18 protein-coding genes are annotated in these 16377 nt (G+C 55.0%); 6 read left to right on the top strand and 12 right to left on the bottom strand.

The window, feature by feature from the left end; all coding sequences use genetic code 11:
• Positions 1-72 precede the first annotated feature (72 nt).
• The 10 genes from rlmC to CUN67_RS06335 all read right to left on the bottom strand — a co-directional run bounded on the left by rlmC (position 73) and on the right by CUN67_RS06335 (position 8792).
• A complete protein-coding gene (gene rlmC / locus CUN67_RS06380) occupies positions 73-1200 on the bottom strand; it encodes a 23S rRNA (uracil(747)-C(5))-methyltransferase RlmC (RefSeq protein WP_208714484.1) in 1128 nt (375 codons plus the stop codon).
• Positions 1201-1248: 48 nt separating this feature from the next.
• The gene (locus tag CUN67_RS06375) at positions 1249-1710 is read right to left on the bottom strand and encodes a YbjO family protein (protein WP_208714483.1); all 462 of its coding nucleotides are present in this window, start codon (positions 1708-1710) and stop codon (positions 1249-1251) included.
• A gap of 65 nt (positions 1711-1775) precedes the next feature.
• On the bottom strand, positions 1776-2621 hold the full coding sequence (potI, locus tag CUN67_RS06370; RefSeq protein WP_084873674.1) for a putrescine ABC transporter permease PotI: 846 nt from the start codon (positions 2619-2621) through the stop codon (positions 1776-1778).
• Positions 2618-3580 (bottom strand): putrescine ABC transporter permease PotH, encoded by a 963-nt coding sequence (gene potH, locus CUN67_RS06365; protein ID WP_208714482.1) that lies wholly within the window; start codon positions 3578-3580, stop codon positions 2618-2620. The genes potI and potH overlap by 4 nt, the downstream gene beginning before the upstream one ends.
• Positions 3581-3589: 9 nt before the next feature.
• Complete coding sequence (potG, locus tag CUN67_RS06360) at positions 3590-4723, bottom strand: putrescine ABC transporter ATP-binding subunit PotG (RefSeq protein WP_208714481.1); 1134 nt, start codon at positions 4721-4723, stop codon at positions 3590-3592.
• A 114-nt stretch (positions 4724-4837) separates the two neighbouring features.
• Positions 4838-5947: a spermidine/putrescine ABC transporter substrate-binding protein PotF gene (gene potF / locus CUN67_RS06355; RefSeq protein ID WP_208714480.1), complete on the bottom strand. Its 1110-nt coding sequence runs from the start codon at positions 5945-5947 to the stop codon at positions 4838-4840.
• 371 nt (positions 5948-6318) lie between these two features.
• The gene (locus tag CUN67_RS06350; RefSeq protein WP_208714479.1) at positions 6319-6798 is read right to left on the bottom strand and encodes a YbjN domain-containing protein; all 480 of its coding nucleotides are present in this window, start codon (positions 6796-6798) and stop codon (positions 6319-6321) included.
• A gap of 87 nt (positions 6799-6885) precedes the next feature.
• Positions 6886-7788, bottom strand: coding sequence for a 30S ribosomal protein S6--L-glutamate ligase (gene rimK / locus CUN67_RS06345; protein ID WP_208714478.1), 903 nt, complete (start codon positions 7786-7788; stop codon positions 6886-6888).
• A gap of 17 nt (positions 7789-7805) precedes the next feature.
• Entirely contained in the window at positions 7806-8528 is a 723-nt protein-coding gene (nfsA, locus tag CUN67_RS06340) for an oxygen-insensitive NADPH nitroreductase (RefSeq protein ID WP_208714477.1), read from the bottom strand.
• 12 nt (positions 8529-8540) lie between these two features.
• The gene (locus tag CUN67_RS06335) at positions 8541-8792 is read right to left on the bottom strand and encodes a DUF1418 family protein (RefSeq protein WP_208714476.1); all 252 of its coding nucleotides are present in this window, start codon (positions 8790-8792) and stop codon (positions 8541-8543) included.
• A gap of 181 nt (positions 8793-8973) precedes the next feature.
• Between CUN67_RS06335 and CUN67_RS06330 the strand changes: the two genes are divergently transcribed.
• The 3 genes from CUN67_RS06330 to CUN67_RS06320 all read left to right on the top strand — a co-directional run bounded on the left by CUN67_RS06330 (position 8974) and on the right by CUN67_RS06320 (position 11120).
• A complete protein-coding gene (locus CUN67_RS06330; protein WP_208714475.1) occupies positions 8974-9750 on the top strand; it encodes an MBL fold metallo-hydrolase in 777 nt (258 codons plus the stop codon).
• A gap of 15 nt (positions 9751-9765) precedes the next feature.
• A complete protein-coding gene (locus tag CUN67_RS06325) occupies positions 9766-10728 on the top strand; it encodes a GlxA family transcriptional regulator (RefSeq protein ID WP_208714474.1) in 963 nt (320 codons plus the stop codon).
• Between the two features lie 128 nt (positions 10729-10856).
• Positions 10857-11120: a GrxA family glutaredoxin gene (locus tag CUN67_RS06320; protein WP_013508468.1), complete on the top strand. Its 264-nt coding sequence runs from the start codon at positions 10857-10859 to the stop codon at positions 11118-11120.
• Positions 11121-11207: 87 nt separating this feature from the next.
• Here CUN67_RS06320 and ybjM read toward each other — a convergent pair whose 3' ends face one another.
• Positions 11208-11573 (bottom strand): inner membrane protein YbjM, encoded by a 366-nt coding sequence (gene ybjM / locus CUN67_RS06315; protein ID WP_084873665.1) that lies wholly within the window; start codon positions 11571-11573, stop codon positions 11208-11210.
• A gap of 255 nt (positions 11574-11828) precedes the next feature.
• Here ybjM and CUN67_RS06310 point away from each other — a divergent pair, with 255 nt between their 5' ends.
• From CUN67_RS06310 to ybjG, 3 genes are all read left to right on the top strand, one after another.
• Positions 11829-13517, top strand: coding sequence for an aspartate:alanine antiporter (locus tag CUN67_RS06310; RefSeq protein ID WP_208714473.1), 1689 nt, complete (start codon positions 11829-11831; stop codon positions 13515-13517).
• A 242-nt stretch (positions 13518-13759) separates the two neighbouring features.
• Positions 13760-14461 (top strand): phosphatase PAP2 family protein, encoded by a 702-nt coding sequence (locus tag CUN67_RS06305; RefSeq protein WP_208714472.1) that lies wholly within the window; start codon positions 13760-13762, stop codon positions 14459-14461.
• Positions 14461-15066 carry an undecaprenyl-diphosphate phosphatase gene (ybjG, locus tag CUN67_RS06300; RefSeq protein ID WP_208714471.1) on the top strand — a complete coding sequence of 202 codons (606 nt, stop codon included), beginning with the start codon at positions 14461-14463 and terminating at the stop codon, positions 15064-15066. Before CUN67_RS06305 ends, ybjG begins: the two co-directional genes overlap by 1 nt.
• 60 nt (positions 15067-15126) lie before the next feature.
• On the opposite strand, the gene CUN67_RS06295 is transcribed toward ybjG, so the two are convergent.
• Positions 15127-16332 (bottom strand): serine hydrolase, encoded by a 1206-nt coding sequence (locus tag CUN67_RS06295; protein WP_208714470.1) that lies wholly within the window; start codon positions 16330-16332, stop codon positions 15127-15129.
• Positions 16333-16377 lie beyond the last annotated feature (45 nt).

Below are 16377 nucleotides of genomic sequence, written 5' to 3'. Positions count from 1 at the left end.
GGTCGACGCAGTGCGAAGCCTGACAGGTTCTGCACTGTCCTCAGTTCAGGATGAACGCTGCGTCGCCCCACCCTATCCGCGTTTGGTCAGTAGCGTCAGCACTTCAAAATGGGCGGTATGCGGGAACATATCGAACAACTGCACCCGGCTGACATCGTAATCGCTGAGACGCGCAATATCCTGCGCCATACTCTGCGGATTACAGCTGGAGTAGAGGATGTAATCCGGCGCCATCTGGCTCAGATAGTCACATAACGCCGTACCAATGCCGCGACGTGGCGGATTCACCAGTACCAGCTGCGGCACCTGATCGCGTGCAGTGGCGAACTGCGTGGAATCCAGCGCGGCAAAACTCACTTTATCCAGACCCAGCTGCTGCGCCGACTGTCGCGCACAGGCAATGGCTTCGGCGCTGATTTCAATGCCGGTAAGCTGCATCTCAGGGCTGGCGCAGTGCAGGCCAAAGCCGCCGACACCACAAAACAGATCCCACATGCTGTGCACCTTCAGCTGCGCCACCCAGTCACGCGCCGTGGCGTACAGCGCAGAGGCCACCTGTGGGTTAGTCTGGAAAAAACTTTGCGGGCGGATATACAGCGGCACGTTGTTGAAGTTCTCCGCTAAGGCCTGATCGGGCGTCAGCGCAATCTCCTCGTCGCCTTCCAGAATCGCCATATGCACCGGCTGAATATTGGCAGAAATCACTTTCAGCTGCGGCAGTTGTTGTTGCAACCACGGCAGTGCCGCGCGCAGTTGCTCCAGCTTGGCGCTGGAACGCAACACAAAACGCAGCATCATGCCGCCCTGGGTACTTTCGGTGAGCAGCAGAAACTTCAGTTCACCGCGCTTGCGCGCGACGTTGTACGGCGTTAAACCGGCGCGGGCGATAAAGGGTTTCAGCACCGCAAACACCGGGGCAAAGCTGGCCGGATACAGCGGGCAATCGCAGAGATCGACGGCGTCGCCCTCGCGTGACAGCATACCCAACACCGGACGCTCCACGCTGCCACTCACCACCATCTTGGCTTTATTACGAAATCCCTCAGCGGGCGAGGTCACCGGCGGACACCACTCGCTCACCGCCTGCTGCGCCAGCAGGTTTTCGAGCAGCGATTGTTTCTCGTTCAGCTGTTGTGGATAGGGTTTTTCCAGCCACTGGCAGGAACGGCAGCGACCGGCATCATAAAGCGCGCAATGCATTGTGGAGCCTGTATTCAGAATCGGGAGGAAAAACGGGGGCCGATTGTATCACCGGCGACGGAAAAAAGCGCGGCTGCTGGCCGGGACAAACAGCAGCAACAGCACCATCGCATCCGGCAGCTTCTGTAGCAGCGTATGGTGGATAATCTGGGCATTGCTCTCACCGTGGATGCTGAAGATTTCCGGGTAAACCCATCCCATCGACGCCAGCAGCATATAACCCAGCACAACAATCTGAGTCGAGACATAACCCCAGCGGCCCCGGTTACTGCCTCGCATCAGGGTAAAGGCGCAGCGCAGCTCAAATAAAAAGATCAGCTGGCTGGCGATAAAGATAAAGGTGGAATCCCAGGCTTGCGCACTGCGGTGCACAAAGTTGACCAGTTCGTCATAACCCAGCTCATTGGCGAGCATCAGCACGCTGATACAGCGGGTAGCGATAATGGCGATCCCAGCCACCGTGACGGTTGCTGGGGTTAAAACGGGGACATGCTTCAGGGTTTCCGACATCGACCAGACTCCAAAAGAAAAGCTGGCATCGCCAGCTTTTCTTATATTGGCAAATGTTACGGATTTCAGCCACGTCTTGCTTTCTGAATATCACGCAAACGTTGTTTTTCTTCGTGTGCCATAAACCGCCAGGCAATAAAGCCCACCAGCCCGACCACAAACAAAATCAGTGACGCCAGAGCGTTGATCTCCGGGTTAACACCACGACGCACCGTGGCAAAGATCGCCATTGGCAAGGTGGTTGCGCCCGGGCCGGTGACAAAGCTGGCAATCACCAGGTCATCCAGCGACAGGGTAAATGCCAGCAGCCAGCCGGTAATAATCGCTGGTGCGATCATCGGCACGGTGATGACAAAGAACACCTTGAGTGGTGTCGCGCCGAGATCCATCGCCGCTTCTTCGATGGAACGATCCAGTTCACGCAGACGCGAGTTGATCACCACCGCCACATAGGCAGTACAGAAGGTCACGTGTGCCAGCCAAATGGTCAGCATGCCACGATCGCTCGGCCAGCCGAGGGTATTCCCCATTGCCACAAACAGCAGCAACAGCGACAGACCAGTGATCACATCGGGCATCACCAGCGGAGCGGTGAGCATAAACGCAAAACCATTATGACCCCGGAAGCGGCCAAAACGCACGATAATCACCGCCGCAATGGTACCCAGCACCACAGCCATGGTGGCAGACAACGCCGCGATGGTCAGACTCAGCACCACCGCATCGATCATCGCGTCATCCTGGAACAACACGTGATACCAGTGGAACGAGAAGCCTTCCCACACCGTTACCAGCTGTGAGCTGTTAAACGAGTAGGCCACCAGCAGCAGCATCGGCGCATACAGGAACATAAAACCCAGCACCAGAATCGCGGTGCGCCACGGGGAGCGGATTGCAGGTAACTGATTCATCCCTTCTCTCCCAGTTCACGGTTTTGATGTTTGTGGAACCAGACAATCGGCAGGATCAGGATCAACAGAATGATCACCGCCAGCGCTGAAGCCACCGGCCAGTCGCGGTTGTTAAAAAATTCCTGCCACAAAATACGGCCAATCATGATGCTATCCGGGCCACCCAGCAGTTCCGGGATCACGTACTCCCCGACTGCCGGGATAAACACCAGCATTGAACCGGCAATAATCCCGCCTTTGGTCAGCGGCACAATGACGCTGAAGAAGGTCTTCAGCGGACGCGCGCCAAGGTCGAGCGAAGCTTCCACCAGCGAGTAATCGATACGCGTCAGCGCGGTATAGATTGGCAGCACCATAAACGGCAAATAACAGTAAACGATACCGATATACACCGCGGTGTTGGTGTAGAGGATCACCAGGGGATGATCAATCACTCCCAGCCACATCAGGAATCGGTTCAGGATGCCGTTATTGTTCAGCAGCCCCATCCAGGCATACACACGGACCAGGAACGAGGTCCATGATGGCAGGATTACCAGCAACAGCAGAATGGAACGCATCGACGGCTTACTGTGTGCCACCGCCCAGGCGAGCGGATAACCAATCATCAGGCAGATAATGGTGGAAATGGCGGCCACTTTCAGCGATTGCAGATACGCATCGGCATACAACGGGTCATCTGTCAGTTGCAGATAGTTGCCCAGATTGAGCACCAGGTTGAGCTGATCGTCAGCCCAGGTGATCAAATCGGTGTACGGCGGAATCGCCCGCGCAATATCGGCGAAACTGATTTTTAGTACGATCAGAAACGGCAGCAAAAAGAACAGCACCAGCCACACATAAGGCAGTGCGATCACCAGCTTGCGGCCATGCTGCATTTTGATGCGCGTGGCCCAGCGTTGTAACGGCGTGCCCGGCTGTTCGGCTTCCGGGGTGCCGGGTTGAGAAATCTGGCTCATTGCGCCTCCTTAAACCGTCAGAACCACACAGCTGTCGGCATCCCAGCACAAACGCACTTCGTCGCCCCAGGTTGGCGCGCCTTTGCGATAGCGATGGGCGTTTTGCAACTGCGCACTGATCATCTGGCCACTCTTCAGACGCACGTGGTAAATCGACAAATCACCGAGATAAGCGATATGTACCACTTCGCCCACGGCAAAGTTGCAGCCGTCGGCGGGAACGTCTTCACACAGCATGACTTTTTCCGGGCGCAGCGCGATGTGGACCGGCACGTTATCGACGATGGACACGTCCGTCTGCACTTTCAGCGGATGAACCAGGCCAGGGCTATCGAGTACCAGACCGTCTTCACGCCGCTCACGCAGCAGCCCCTCAAACACGTTCACCGAACCGATAAACTCCGCGCTGAAGCGGTTGGTCGGATGCTCGTAGATCTCCTCCGGCTCGCCAATCTGCGCGAATTTACCGCGGTTCATAATGGCGATACGGCCCGCCATGGTCATCGCTTCTTCCTGGTCGTGGGTCACCATCACGCAGGTCACCCCGACGCGTTCCAGGATATCCACCACTTCCAGTTGCATACGGTCGCGCAACTTTTTGTCCAGCGCACCCATCGGTTCATCCAGCAGCAGCAGCTTCGGACGTTTGGCCAGGCTACGTGCCAGCGCCACACGCTGACGCTGTCCGCCAGAGAGCTGATGCGGCTTACGTTTGGCAAATTCCTGCATATGCACCAGCGCCAGCATTTCCGCCACGCGCTCAGCGATTTCACCTTTTGGCAGTTTGTCCTGTTTCAGGCCAAAGGCGATGTTCTGCTCCACCGTCATGTGCGGGAATAGGGCATAAGACTGGAACATCATATTGATTGGCCGCTGATACGGCGGCACATGGGAGAGATCCTGCCCATCCAGCACAATTTGACCGCTACTTGGCACCTCAAACCCCGCCAGCATACGCAGCAGGGTCGATTTACCGCAGCCCGAAGGGCCAAGCAGAGCAAAAATCTCACCTTTGTAAATGGTCAGACTGACGTCATCCACGGCGTGCTGGCCGTCAAAGGATTTGGTCAGATTGCGGATTTCCAGCAACGGCGTTAACGCCTTTGCATTTTTATTTTGGGGGCGGGGAATCGCGTCGCTCACTAACATATCTCCAACGCTTAACGGCCTTAACCTCAGCCGCTAAAAATGGCACAACAGAGGCCATCACCGCGCCTCTGTTGTCGTCCTAATACAAGTGAATCCGTTCAGAACGAATTACTTACCACTTTTAACTTTAGTCCATGCACGGGTGCGTACACGATCCAGCTTCGGATCCTGGACTTTCAGTACAAACAGCTTGGACATAATATCCGCAGGCGGGAAGATGCCCGGGTTGTTACGTACATCCGCATTGATCAGCGGCAGTGACGCCTTGTTGCCGTTGGCATAGTTCATCTTGTTAGAGATGTCGGCTATCACTTTCGGATCCATGATGTAGTTCAGCCACTGATAGGCTTCGTCGAGATTTTTCGCATCTTTCGGAATCGCCATCATGTCGAAGAACGCCAGAGCGCCTTGCTTCGGTACGCTGTACGCCAGGTTCACACCATTTTTCGCCTGTGCCGCACGATCTTTCGCTTGCAGGATGTCACCAGACCAGCCGATCGCCACACAGATGTTGCCGTTAGCGAGGTCATTGATGTACTGCGAAGAGTGGAAATAGCGAATGCTCGGACGCAGTTTCAGCAGCAGATCGGTGGCTGCGCCGGAATAATCTTTCGGATCAGAGCTGTTCGGATCTTTGCCGAGGTAGTTCAGCACCGTGGCAAAAATCTCTTCCGGTGCATCGAGGAAGGAAACACCACAGCTTTTCAGTTTTTCCAGGTTTTCTGGCTTCAGCACCAGATCCCAGCTATCCACTGGCGCATCTTTGCCGAGGATTGCTTTCACTTTATCGACGTTATACCCGATACCGGTGGTACCCCACAGGTAAGGGATGGCGAACTTGTTGCCTGGATCGTGCTGTGCCACTTTCGCCATCAGCGCCGGATCGAGGTTTTTGTAGTTCGGCAGCTTGCTCTTATCCAGCTCCTGGAACACGCCGGATTGCAGCTGACGCGCAAGGAAGCTGGAAGATGGCACCACCACATCATAACCGGTGCTGCCTGCCATCAGTTTGCCTTCCAGCACTTCGTTGGAATCAAACACGTCGTAAACGACTTTAATACCCGTCTCTTTCTCGAAATTCGGGACCGTATCCGCCGAGATATAATCAGACCAGTTATAAACGTGCAGCGTTTTATCTGCGGCCAGCGTACCAGCTGAAGCTGTCATCAGCACACCAGCAACCACACCTGACAACCATTTTTTACGTTGGTTGAACATGTTTTCCTTCCTCCTGAGCGGGTCATCACAACGCTGCATACACGCGATCCGGTCGTTGTGTTTTCTGTTAATTAACAGACACACAATGAATCAATATTCAGCGGGAGTTTAATAGTAAAAACCTATGCCTGCGCTGAGATTGCAGGACTCAAGCAGCCCCGCAAGAATAGCCGCCCCGCTTCACCTGCACCAGATCCCAGCGTAAAAAACGCCTTTTAGCGATAAGTATTGCATGTTTCTGCTATGGGGTTCGGCAAGGACGGCATAAAGCACGAGAAATATCTGGCAATAAAGGGCAAAATGCAGAATAAAAAGTGGTGGGGACAAAATGAAAACTGCCGCAAAAAGCGGCAGTTAGTAAAGCGGAAAAATCAGTGCAGCATGGCGCGGCCAACCGAACTGGGTTGCCGATCCTCTTCCTCGCCCATCATCAGCAAATTATTGGCGAACGCTTCCATAATCACCATGGAAACCTGTTCCTCGCTTTGCTTCATGAAAGACGAGAACTGACCAAAGGTTAACCCTGCGCTGGTACTGAGGGACTGACAGACAATCAGCTTCGGCAGATTATCATCCTGAATGTCGATAAAGGCTTTCACCGTCAGGGAGCTGGCGTTGATTTGTGACAAGTCTCCCACCAGCGGAATCAATGCCGTCGGTTTGACTTCAGCCAGCGCTGAAAACAGGATCACACCATCCACAAGGTCGATTTTTGCATCAAACACCCCGTCAAAATTCTGCATATGCGGCAGATGCAAAGCCTGACAGGCATCGCATTCGAACCAGGTGATATTTTGTTGATCCAGCCAACGACGCAGCACGTCGATGTCAGGAACGACCAGTGAATCCATCGTCATGTCCCGTGGGGTGAAGAAATAAGCGCCTTAGCTTACGGAAAAAATGCAAGCGATGCCATGAAAAACGCTGAAAAGCACACCCTAGCCACCAGTTTTAAGCCTAAAGCCAGGCAGCGCGTGCTGTTCTATCCAGTCAATCATCATGGAGGCAATATTCAGCCCGGTGGTGCACTCAATACCTTCAAGGCCTGGGGAGGCATTGACCTCCATAACCAGTGGTCCTCGTCCGGCACGCAGGATATCCACCCCCGCCACTTCCAGCCCGAGCGTGCTGGCGGCTTTCACCGCGATTTCGCGCTCCTGATCGGTAATGGTTACCGGGTGCGCCTTGCCGCCGCGATGCAGGTTGGAACGAAAATCCCCCTCCTTCGCATGGCGCTCAATCGCCGCCACGACCTCACCGCCAATCACCAGGCAGCGGACATCACGTCCCTGCGCTTCTTTGATAAACTCCTGCACCAGAATATGTGCATTGAGGCCGCGAAACGCATCGATCACGCTCTCCGCCGCCTGACGGGTTTCCGCCAGTACCACGCCAATGCCCTGCGTTCCTTCCACCAGCTTCACCACCAGCGGCGCACCGCCCACCATAGCGATCAGGTCATCGGTGTCATCCGGGGATGAAGCAAACCCGGTGACCGGCATATCGATCCCTTCCCGCGCCAGCAGTTGCAGGGAACGCAGTTTGTCACGTGCGCGGGTAATCGCCACCGATTCGTTCAGCGGATAGCTGCCGCACAACTCGAACTGGCGCAACACCGCCGTACCGTAAAAGGTAATGGCGGAGCCGATACGCGGGATCACCGCATCAAAATGGCCCAGCGGTTCACCGCGATAATGTATCGCCGGGGACGCCGGGTTGATGTTCATGTAGCAGGAGAGCGGATCGATAATCTGCACCTGATGGCCACGCGCTTCCGCCGCTTCACGCAGGCGTTTACACGAGTAGAGCTGCCCATCACGGGAGAGAATGGCCATTTTCATCGCAGAGTTCCTTGTGCTTAACGGGTTGCCCAGCCCTGCTGATGCAGGTAATCCAGCATAAACGGGCGCGTTTCTTTAATGATCAGGCGCTGAATCAGTTCGCTCCAGGTTTCCGCGCGCTGATTGGTATCACGTTGCTGATAATAGATGCTGGTACGGCTGTCATATTCCGCCAGCACCGCCGCATCGACCGGCTGATAGCTGTTTTCATGTACCAGCATCGCCTGTGGAATACGCGGTTTCACCTCCGGCTGCGCTGCGGGATGCCCGATACAGAAGCCAAACAGCGGCAGCACAAATTTCGGCAAGCCAAGCAGCGTGGTGACGTTGGCAATATTGTTACGAATCCCCCCGATGAACACGCCACCGAGACCGAGTGACTCCGCCGCAGTCATGGCATTCTGCGCCATTAACGCCGTATCCACGCAGCCCAGTAACAGCTGCTCCGCGCGGCCAAGTTGCGCATCCGGACAGATTTGCAGATGACGATTAAAATCAGCGCAGAATACCCAGAACTCAGCCGCCTCACCGACCCACGGTTGGCCACCGGTCAGTTTAACCAGTTGCTCACGTTTTTCCCGGTCGGTGATACGAATAATAGAGGAGCATTGCAAAAAGCTGGAGGTGGATGCCGCCTGAGCCGCAGCAATAATGGCGTTGCGCTGCGCTTCATCAATGCCCTGCCCGGTAAATGCGCGAATGGAACGGTGGCTGCACAGTAAATCAATGGTCGGCGTCATAATCCTCTCCGGTTACTTCTTTTTGTCGTGTTGATTGAACAACTGCGGGGCCATCGCTTTGGCCGTTCGCCACATCATCAGCCAGGCAGCAGGCAACATCATCACAATGCCGGTAAAAAACAGCACCGTCGCAAGCCGTCTGGCGCTGATCACCGCCGGTGCGTCGATCCAGCCATTAATCAGCAACAACGCGCCAATCACGGCAATAACGCCCACTGCCTCCAGCAGCAATACGGGTTTCGGTAATCTGGCCAGGTTATTCATACGATGGCGCTCCCCCAGTTCAATCCGTTAAGCCGTCTGTTATAGCGAACCCTGGCGCGATTGCCTAGCTGTGATGCGGTTTCCTGACCTTTTTCCATCGAATGATGGCCCCGGTGCCACTCACTCCCGATTGCGGCAGCTTCTTATACTGGCTCAACAATATTACCGGAGGAGTTAACACATGAATCTGACGCAAATTCGTAACGCGACCCTGAGGCTGGATTTTGCTGGTACCCGTTTTCTGATCGACCCGATGTTATCGGAGCAGCACGCCTGGCCAGGTTTTGCCGGTACACCGCGCCCGCATCTGCGTAATCCAATGGTGCCGTTGCCAATTGCCATCGACGAACTGCTGGATGTGGATATCATCATTGTCACCCATACGCATGAGGACCATTGGGATGAAGCGGCCCAGCGCCTGATCCACAAAGACCAGGTGATCTATACCCAGCATGAGCGGGATGCCACGCTGCTGCGTTCTCAGGGCTTCACCCAGGTTGCGGTACTGGCGGAGAAAAATAGCATGGGTGACATCACTGTCAGCAAAACGGCAGGCCAGCACGGCAGTGACGAGGCTTACGCCATTCCGCAAGTGGCCGAGCGGCTGGGGGACGCCTGTGGCCTGGTGTTCAGCCACCCACAGGAAAAAACGCTCTACATTGCTGGCGATACCATCTGGGTTAAACCCTACGAAGATAGCCTGAAAAGCTATACGCCCGAGGTGATTGTGCTGAATATGGGTTACGCCAATATTGACGGACTCGGTGCCATTATTATGGGCAAAGAGGATGCGCTGCGTACGCATCAGATACTGCCTTCGGCTGCCATCGTCGCCTCGCATATGGAAGCCATTAATCACTGCCTGTTGAGCCGGGCAGAGCTGCGCGCATTCGCCGCTGAAAACGCTATTGAACAACAGCTGTGGGTGCCGGAAGATGGTGAAACACTGCGCTTTTAACCAGGGTCAGAAACGATGTCCGCTTTACAGGTTGTGGTGATCGCTACCGAGGGTTTCAGCCCCTTCCACTTTTCAGTGCCATTAATGGTATTCGGCAAAGCGATGCCGCAGGCGGGATTTTTCGAGGTGGTAATTGCCGCTGAGCAGCCGGGGATGATTGCCTCTGACAGCGGTCTCTCCATCAGCGTGGAGCACGGCCTGGCGTCTCTGGCCGGGGCGGATATCGTGATTGTTCCCTTCTGGCAGCATCCCGCGCAACAGCCATCAGCGGCATTATCAGACGCGCTGACTCAGGCCTGGCAGCGCGGTGCGGAAGTGGTGGGATTATGTCTCGGGGCCTATGTGCTGGCGTATAGCGGATTGCTGAACCGTCGTCGCGCCGCAACGCACTGGGAGTTTGAAAAGGATTTTGCCGGACGTTTTCCGCAAATCCTTCTCGACAGCAACGCCCTGTATACCAGTGATGAACGTTTGATTACTTCCGCAGGGACGGCGGCTGGCATTGACTGCTGTCTGAACATCGTTCGCGAACATTACGGTTCCGCGCTGGCGAACCGGGTCGCCAGAAGGATGGTGATGCCGCCCTACCGCGAAGGTGGCCAGGCGCAGTTTATCGAACGCGCGGTGCCCGACACCACGCGTGACAGCCAGATTAATGACCTGATCGACTATCTGCGGCGTAATCTGGATAAACGTCACGATCTGGATTCACTGGCAGGCATGGTTAACATGAGCAGGCGCACCCTCACCCGCCATTTCGCGCGCGCCACCGGCATGACGCCAGGGGAATGGCTCAGCGCTGAACGGCTACAACGTAGCCAGGAACTGCTGGAAACCACCGACCATAGCATTGAGGCGGTGGCAACGCTGGCCGGTTATCAGTCTCCCATCTCATTCCGGCAAAGTTTTAAGGCACGTTTTAACGTCAGTCCCAGCGAATGGCGGCGCACCTTCCGGGGACCGGCGACACTGCTTTAAGCCTGCGCACATCGAAGCAACAGGTAATTCCTTCTTTATTTAGCGGGAATCCACGGGCATCATGTGTGGCATTATTCACGCTGTGATGTGACATTCATCACAAAACAGCAGCGGAAAGGAGAGAAGCAATGTTTGCAGTGATTTTTGGTCGTCCCGGCTGCCCTTACTGCGTGCGCGCCCAGGAACTGGCCGCCAAACTGACCACCGAGCGTGACGATTTTAACTATCAATACGTCGATATCCAGGTGGAAGGCATTACCAAAGCCGATCTGGAAGCCCGCGCGGGTAAACCGGTGACCACCGTACCGCAGATTTTCCTCGACCAGCAGCATATCGGCGGATACACCGATTTTGCCGCCTGGACGAAAGAGAATCTGGACTTCGCAGTATAAAAAATGGGCCTGTAACAGCGCGATTTATCGCGCTGTTTTAAAGGCGCGCGATAAATCGCGCCGCTACACATCATTCATCGACATGCTTCACGATCGCATCGCCAGCATGATACGCAGCAGACGCACCAGTAACGCACCACAACCCGCCCAGAACAGCGCACTCAGCCCCCAGATAATCAGCCAGCCGCTATGGCTCAGATTCAGCGCCAGTACCACCCACAACGTACCCAGCACGGTGCCCGCCACGGCGACCCATAGCGTGCTTTTTAACGGACTTTCCGGGCGCAGCAACGCCACGACGATGCCTGGCAGTAGAAACAGCAACAACTCAGGTTGACCGCCCACGGCCTGAGCGCCAGATGAGGCCCAGAAGTGATGAGCAAAAATAAACATCAGCGTATATAGCATCACACCCAACACCGCTGCAGGCCAGCGATTAGTACGCTGCGACATAACCATCCTCAACTTCACCGTTAACAATATTGAAACTTTTACCGACCCTGTACACCTGAGTGGAAATAAAAAGAAACAGCTGAATGCGGAAGGAATGAAAACTGCCGATAGCTGAGGGTGTTAATTATGATTAGAATGACGCCGCTTCAAAATTCAGTCCCTGCCATCCCGGCAAAACGGGCACCTGCGGTCGGCACAAGATAGCGAAAAACGACCTTTTCATCAACATGTTACAGGTAAATAAGAAGTTAAAGCGTGAATATTAACGTCGCAGAATTGTTAAGCGGAAATGACGTCCTGTTATTATTTGTTGTTTTAGCACTCGGCCTCTGCCTGGGTAAATTACGTCTTGGTTCTGTCCAGCTCGGAAATTCCATTGGCGTTTTAGTCGTATCGCTTATTTTAGGTGACCAACATTTCGCCATTAATACCGCAGCGTTGAGCCTGGGTTTTATGCTGTTTATTTTTTGTGTTGGCGTCGAAGCCGGTCCTAATTTTTTCTCGATCTTTTTCCGCGACGGTAAAAACTATTTTATCCTCGCCATCGTCATGGTCGGCAGCGCTCTGCTGCTGGCGTTGCTGCTCGGCAAAGTGTTCGGCTGGGATATTGGCTTAACCGCAGGCATGCTGGCGGGAGCCATGACCTCAACACCGGTGCTGGTGGGAGCAGGTGATACGCTCCGGCATAGCATCGCTGACAGCCAGCACCTTACCCTGATGCAGGATCATCTCAGCCTCGGTTACGCCATTACCTATCTGGTGGGGCTGGTCAGCCTGATTTTTGGCGCACGCTACCTGCCACGCCTGCAACATCAGGACCTGCCAACCTGTGCGCAGCAAATCGCCCGTGAACGCGGTCTGGATGCCGATAGCCAGCGCAAAGTGTTCCTGCCGGTGATTCGTGCCTACCGTGTCGGACCGGAACTGGTGGAGTGGAGCGGCGGCAAAAATCTGCGTGAGCTGGGTATTCATCGCCAGACCGGTTGTTATATTGAACGCCTGCGTCGTAACGGTATTCTCGCCAGCCCGGATGGTGACGCACAGCTGCAACTGGGGGATGAAATTTCGCTGGTGGGCTATCCCGATGCCCATGCGCGCCTCGACGCCAGCTTCCGCAACGGCAAAGAAGTGTTCGACCGCGATCTGCTGGATATGCGCATCGTGACGGAAGAGATTGTGGTGAAGAACCATAATGCGGTGAATAAACGTCTCAACCATCTGAAACTGACCGATCACGGCTGCTTCCTTAACCGTGTGATCCGCAGCCAGATTGAGATGCCGATTGATGACAGCATCATGCTGAATAAAGGTGATGTACTCCAGGTCAGCGGCGAAGCACGTCGCGTGAAAAGCCTAGCTGACCGCATCGGCTTTATCGCCATCCACAGCCAGATGACCGACCTGCTGGCCTTCTGCGCCTTCTTCATTATTGGTTTGATGATCGGCATGATCACTTTCCAGTTCAGCAATTTTAGCTTTGGCATTGGTAATGCTGCCGGGTTGTTGTTTGCCGGGATCATGCTGGGTTTCCTGCGCGCCAACCACCCGACCTTTGGGTATATTCCGCAGGGCGCGCTGACCATGGTGAAAGAGTTCGGCCTGATGGTGTTTATGGCGGGTGTTGGCCTGAGTGCCGGTAGCGGCCTGCAACACGGGTTGGGTAGCGAAGGCGCGCTGATGTTGCTGAGCGGTTTGCTGGTCAGCCTGGTGCCGGTGGTGATTTGCTATTTGTTTGGTGCCTATGTGCTGCGCATGAACCGCGCGTTGCTGTTCGGCGCAATTATGGGCGCACGCACCTGCGCACCGGCGATGGAGATTATCAGTGACACGGCGCGCAGCAATATTCCGGCGCTGGGCTATGCCGGAACCTATGCCATTGCCAACGTTTTGCTGACGCTCGCGGGGACGTTGATCGTGATTATTTGGCCGATTTTGCCCTTATAAAAATTTTTTGACTGAGTCCAGAACTTTTTTCCCAGGGTGCAGTCTGAATTATTGCCACTGCTTTTCTTTGAAATCCCCAAATTGAGGAGCCCGCCAGTCTCTGACTGACGGGTTTTTTTATGCCTGTCGATCGTGGCTTAAGGTTCTCTTAAGCGCAGCCTGCGACCCTGCCACTCTGGTTTCGCTCGCTGCAAAAAATCATGCAACTGTCATCCAAATTAAACAATTCAACAACCCGCCTCATGATTAAGAACCCTGCTATTTACCCGCTGTCGCGACGCTTTTACGCTATCAACTTTATTTTGCTGGCATTTTTAGCGTCTGTGTTCCTGCTGTGGTCGCGCCATGAAAGCCTCGATATCGCCATCAGCCAGTTTTGGTTTGATCCGCTGACGCAGCGCTTCCCGTGGCAGCACAACCGCTGGCTGGACCTGATCAACCATCGCCTGCTGAAGGATGTGATCATCGTTGGTGCCGTGCTGATGCTGTTACGTGGTATTCAGCGCCGCGATGGACGCCGGGTGCTGGTGGCCTTGCTGTTCGGGCTGGGGCCGCTGGTGGTCGGGATTCTGAAGGCACACAGCGCCCACTCCTGTCCGTGGGATCTGGCGATGTTTGGCGGCAAAGCGGTGAGCTTTCCGCTGCTGGATGCGGTTCCGGCGGGTAGCGGTCCTGGTCAATGTTTTCCCGGTGGGCATGCTTCCAGCGGTTTTGCGGTGATGGGGCTGTTTTTCCTGTGGTGGCCAGAGAAGCCACGCCGCGCCCTGCTGGCACTGCTGGCGGGCATCGCGCTGGGCCTGCTGATGGGGTATGGCCAGGTGATGCGTGGCGCACACTTTTTCTCCCACAACCTGTGGGCGGGCTGGTGGGTCTGGCTGACCCAGATGCTGATTTTTGCTGGCGTTTCTTTTTGGGTAAACAAGACGAGGAACAAGAGAGCGTAATGGAAGAATTAAACCGCAGCCTCTTTTTATGGATCAACGCCACGCCGGATTCTCCGCAGTGGCTACTCAAGCTGGCGACCTTTATCGCGCAGGATCTGATCGCCATTGTGCCGCTACTGATTGTCGCGCTGTGGCTGTGGGGACCGCGTGAGCAGGTCAGTTCGCAACGTGCTCTGGTATTGAAAACCGGGATGGCGCTGATTTATGCGCTCAGCATTGCCTGGTGCATCAGCCAGTTACTGCCCCATCCGCGTCCGTTTGTCATCGGCCTGGGCCATCAGTTTCTGTCTCATGCTGCTGATGATTCTTATCCCAGCGATCATGGCACCACGATTTTCACCTTCGCGCTGGCGTTTATTTGCTGGCACCGTTTGTGGTCGGGGGTGATTTTGCTGCTGGTCGGCAGCGCCATTGCCTGGTCGCGCGTCTACCTCGGCGTGCACTGGCCGCTGGATATGCTCGGCGGTTTCCTGGTGGGTATGCTCGGCTGTCTGGCCTCGCACCTCGCATGGCAATTGTATGGCGAGCGCATGCTGGCGCTGACGCATCAGATTTACCGCGTATTGTTTGCGATGCCGATTCGGAAAGGATGGATTCGCGGTTAACCCCGCATAATCCCGTAACGGCGCGATTTATCGCGCCGTTACGGGGAATGGCAAGGATTATCAGCTAAACCACTTTCCAAACCAGCCGTTGAATTTCATCATAATGAAATCCCAGATACGGCCAATGAAGCCCCCTTCCGCAACATCTTCCATCGCCACCAGCGGACGTTGTTCCACCGTTTTGCCATCCAGCTGAAAATCGATAGTTCCCACCACCTGATTTTTCTTCAGTGGTGCTTCCAGCTGCGGCGAGGTGAGCGTGAAACTGGCTTTCAGGTTTTTCATCTGCCCTTTGGGAAGGGTGATCGCCGCATCCTGGGCGACGCCAAGATTGACCTGGCTGCGATCGCCAAACCAGACGCGTTGCTGCGCAAAGGGTTTATCCGACTTTATCGGCGTCACGGTTTCATAAAAACGAAAACCCCACGTGAGAAGCTTTTCACTCTCACGGAAGCGAATAGCATCGGTCTGTGCCCCGAGCACCACAGAAATCAGACGCATATCGCCGTCAGTCGCAGAGGCGACCAGGTTGTTGCCCGCACCCGAGGTGTGACCGGTTTTGATGCCGTCCACGTTGAGATTGGTGCTCCACAACAGCCGGTTGCGGTTCATCTGCTTAATGTGGTTGAAGGTGAACTCTTTCTCTTTATTCAGCGCATATTCATCCGGCACATCACGGATCAGCCGCTGACCAATAATCGCCATATCACGCGCGGTACTGTACTGCCCGTCGGCGTCCAGTCCGTGTACCGTCATAAAATGGGTATTTTGCAGGCCAAAGGCTTTGGCGTAGTTATTCATCAAACCAATAAACGCATCCTGGCTACCCGCCACATAGTCGGCCAGCGCGATACAGGCATCGTTACCGGATTGAATCACAACGCCTTTATTCAGCTCAGATACCGGAATGCGATCGCCGGGCTTCAGGAACATCAGCGATGAGCCGCGCAGTTTCGGGTTGCCGGTGGCCCAGGCATCCTGACCAATGGTCACCATATCGTTATTGGTGATTTTTCCGGCTTTCAGCGCCTGGCCCACCACATAACTGGTCATCATTTTGGTCAGACTGGCGGGGTCGAGGCGTTGATCGGCATTCGATTCAGCCAGAACCTTGCCGCTGTTGTAGTCCATTAAAATCCAGGCTTTGGCATCAAGCTGTGGTGCGGCGGGAGCCTCTTCCGCCAGAACGGAAACCGGGACGAGCAATAATAATAAGGAAGAGGCAGCCAAAGGCCGCCAGGCAGGAGTGATAGCGAGTTTTCTCATGAGCATGACCAGATGTTTGTCCTTGTTAAATATCGTGGTTCTTTG

Source organism: Pantoea cypripedii, from assembly GCF_011395035.1.
Classification (GTDB): Bacteria; Pseudomonadota; Gammaproteobacteria; order Enterobacterales; family Enterobacteriaceae; genus Pantoea; species Pantoea cypripedii_A.
Note: the sequence above shows the minus strand (reverse complement) of the source record. Positions and strands in the feature narration are given on the sequence as shown.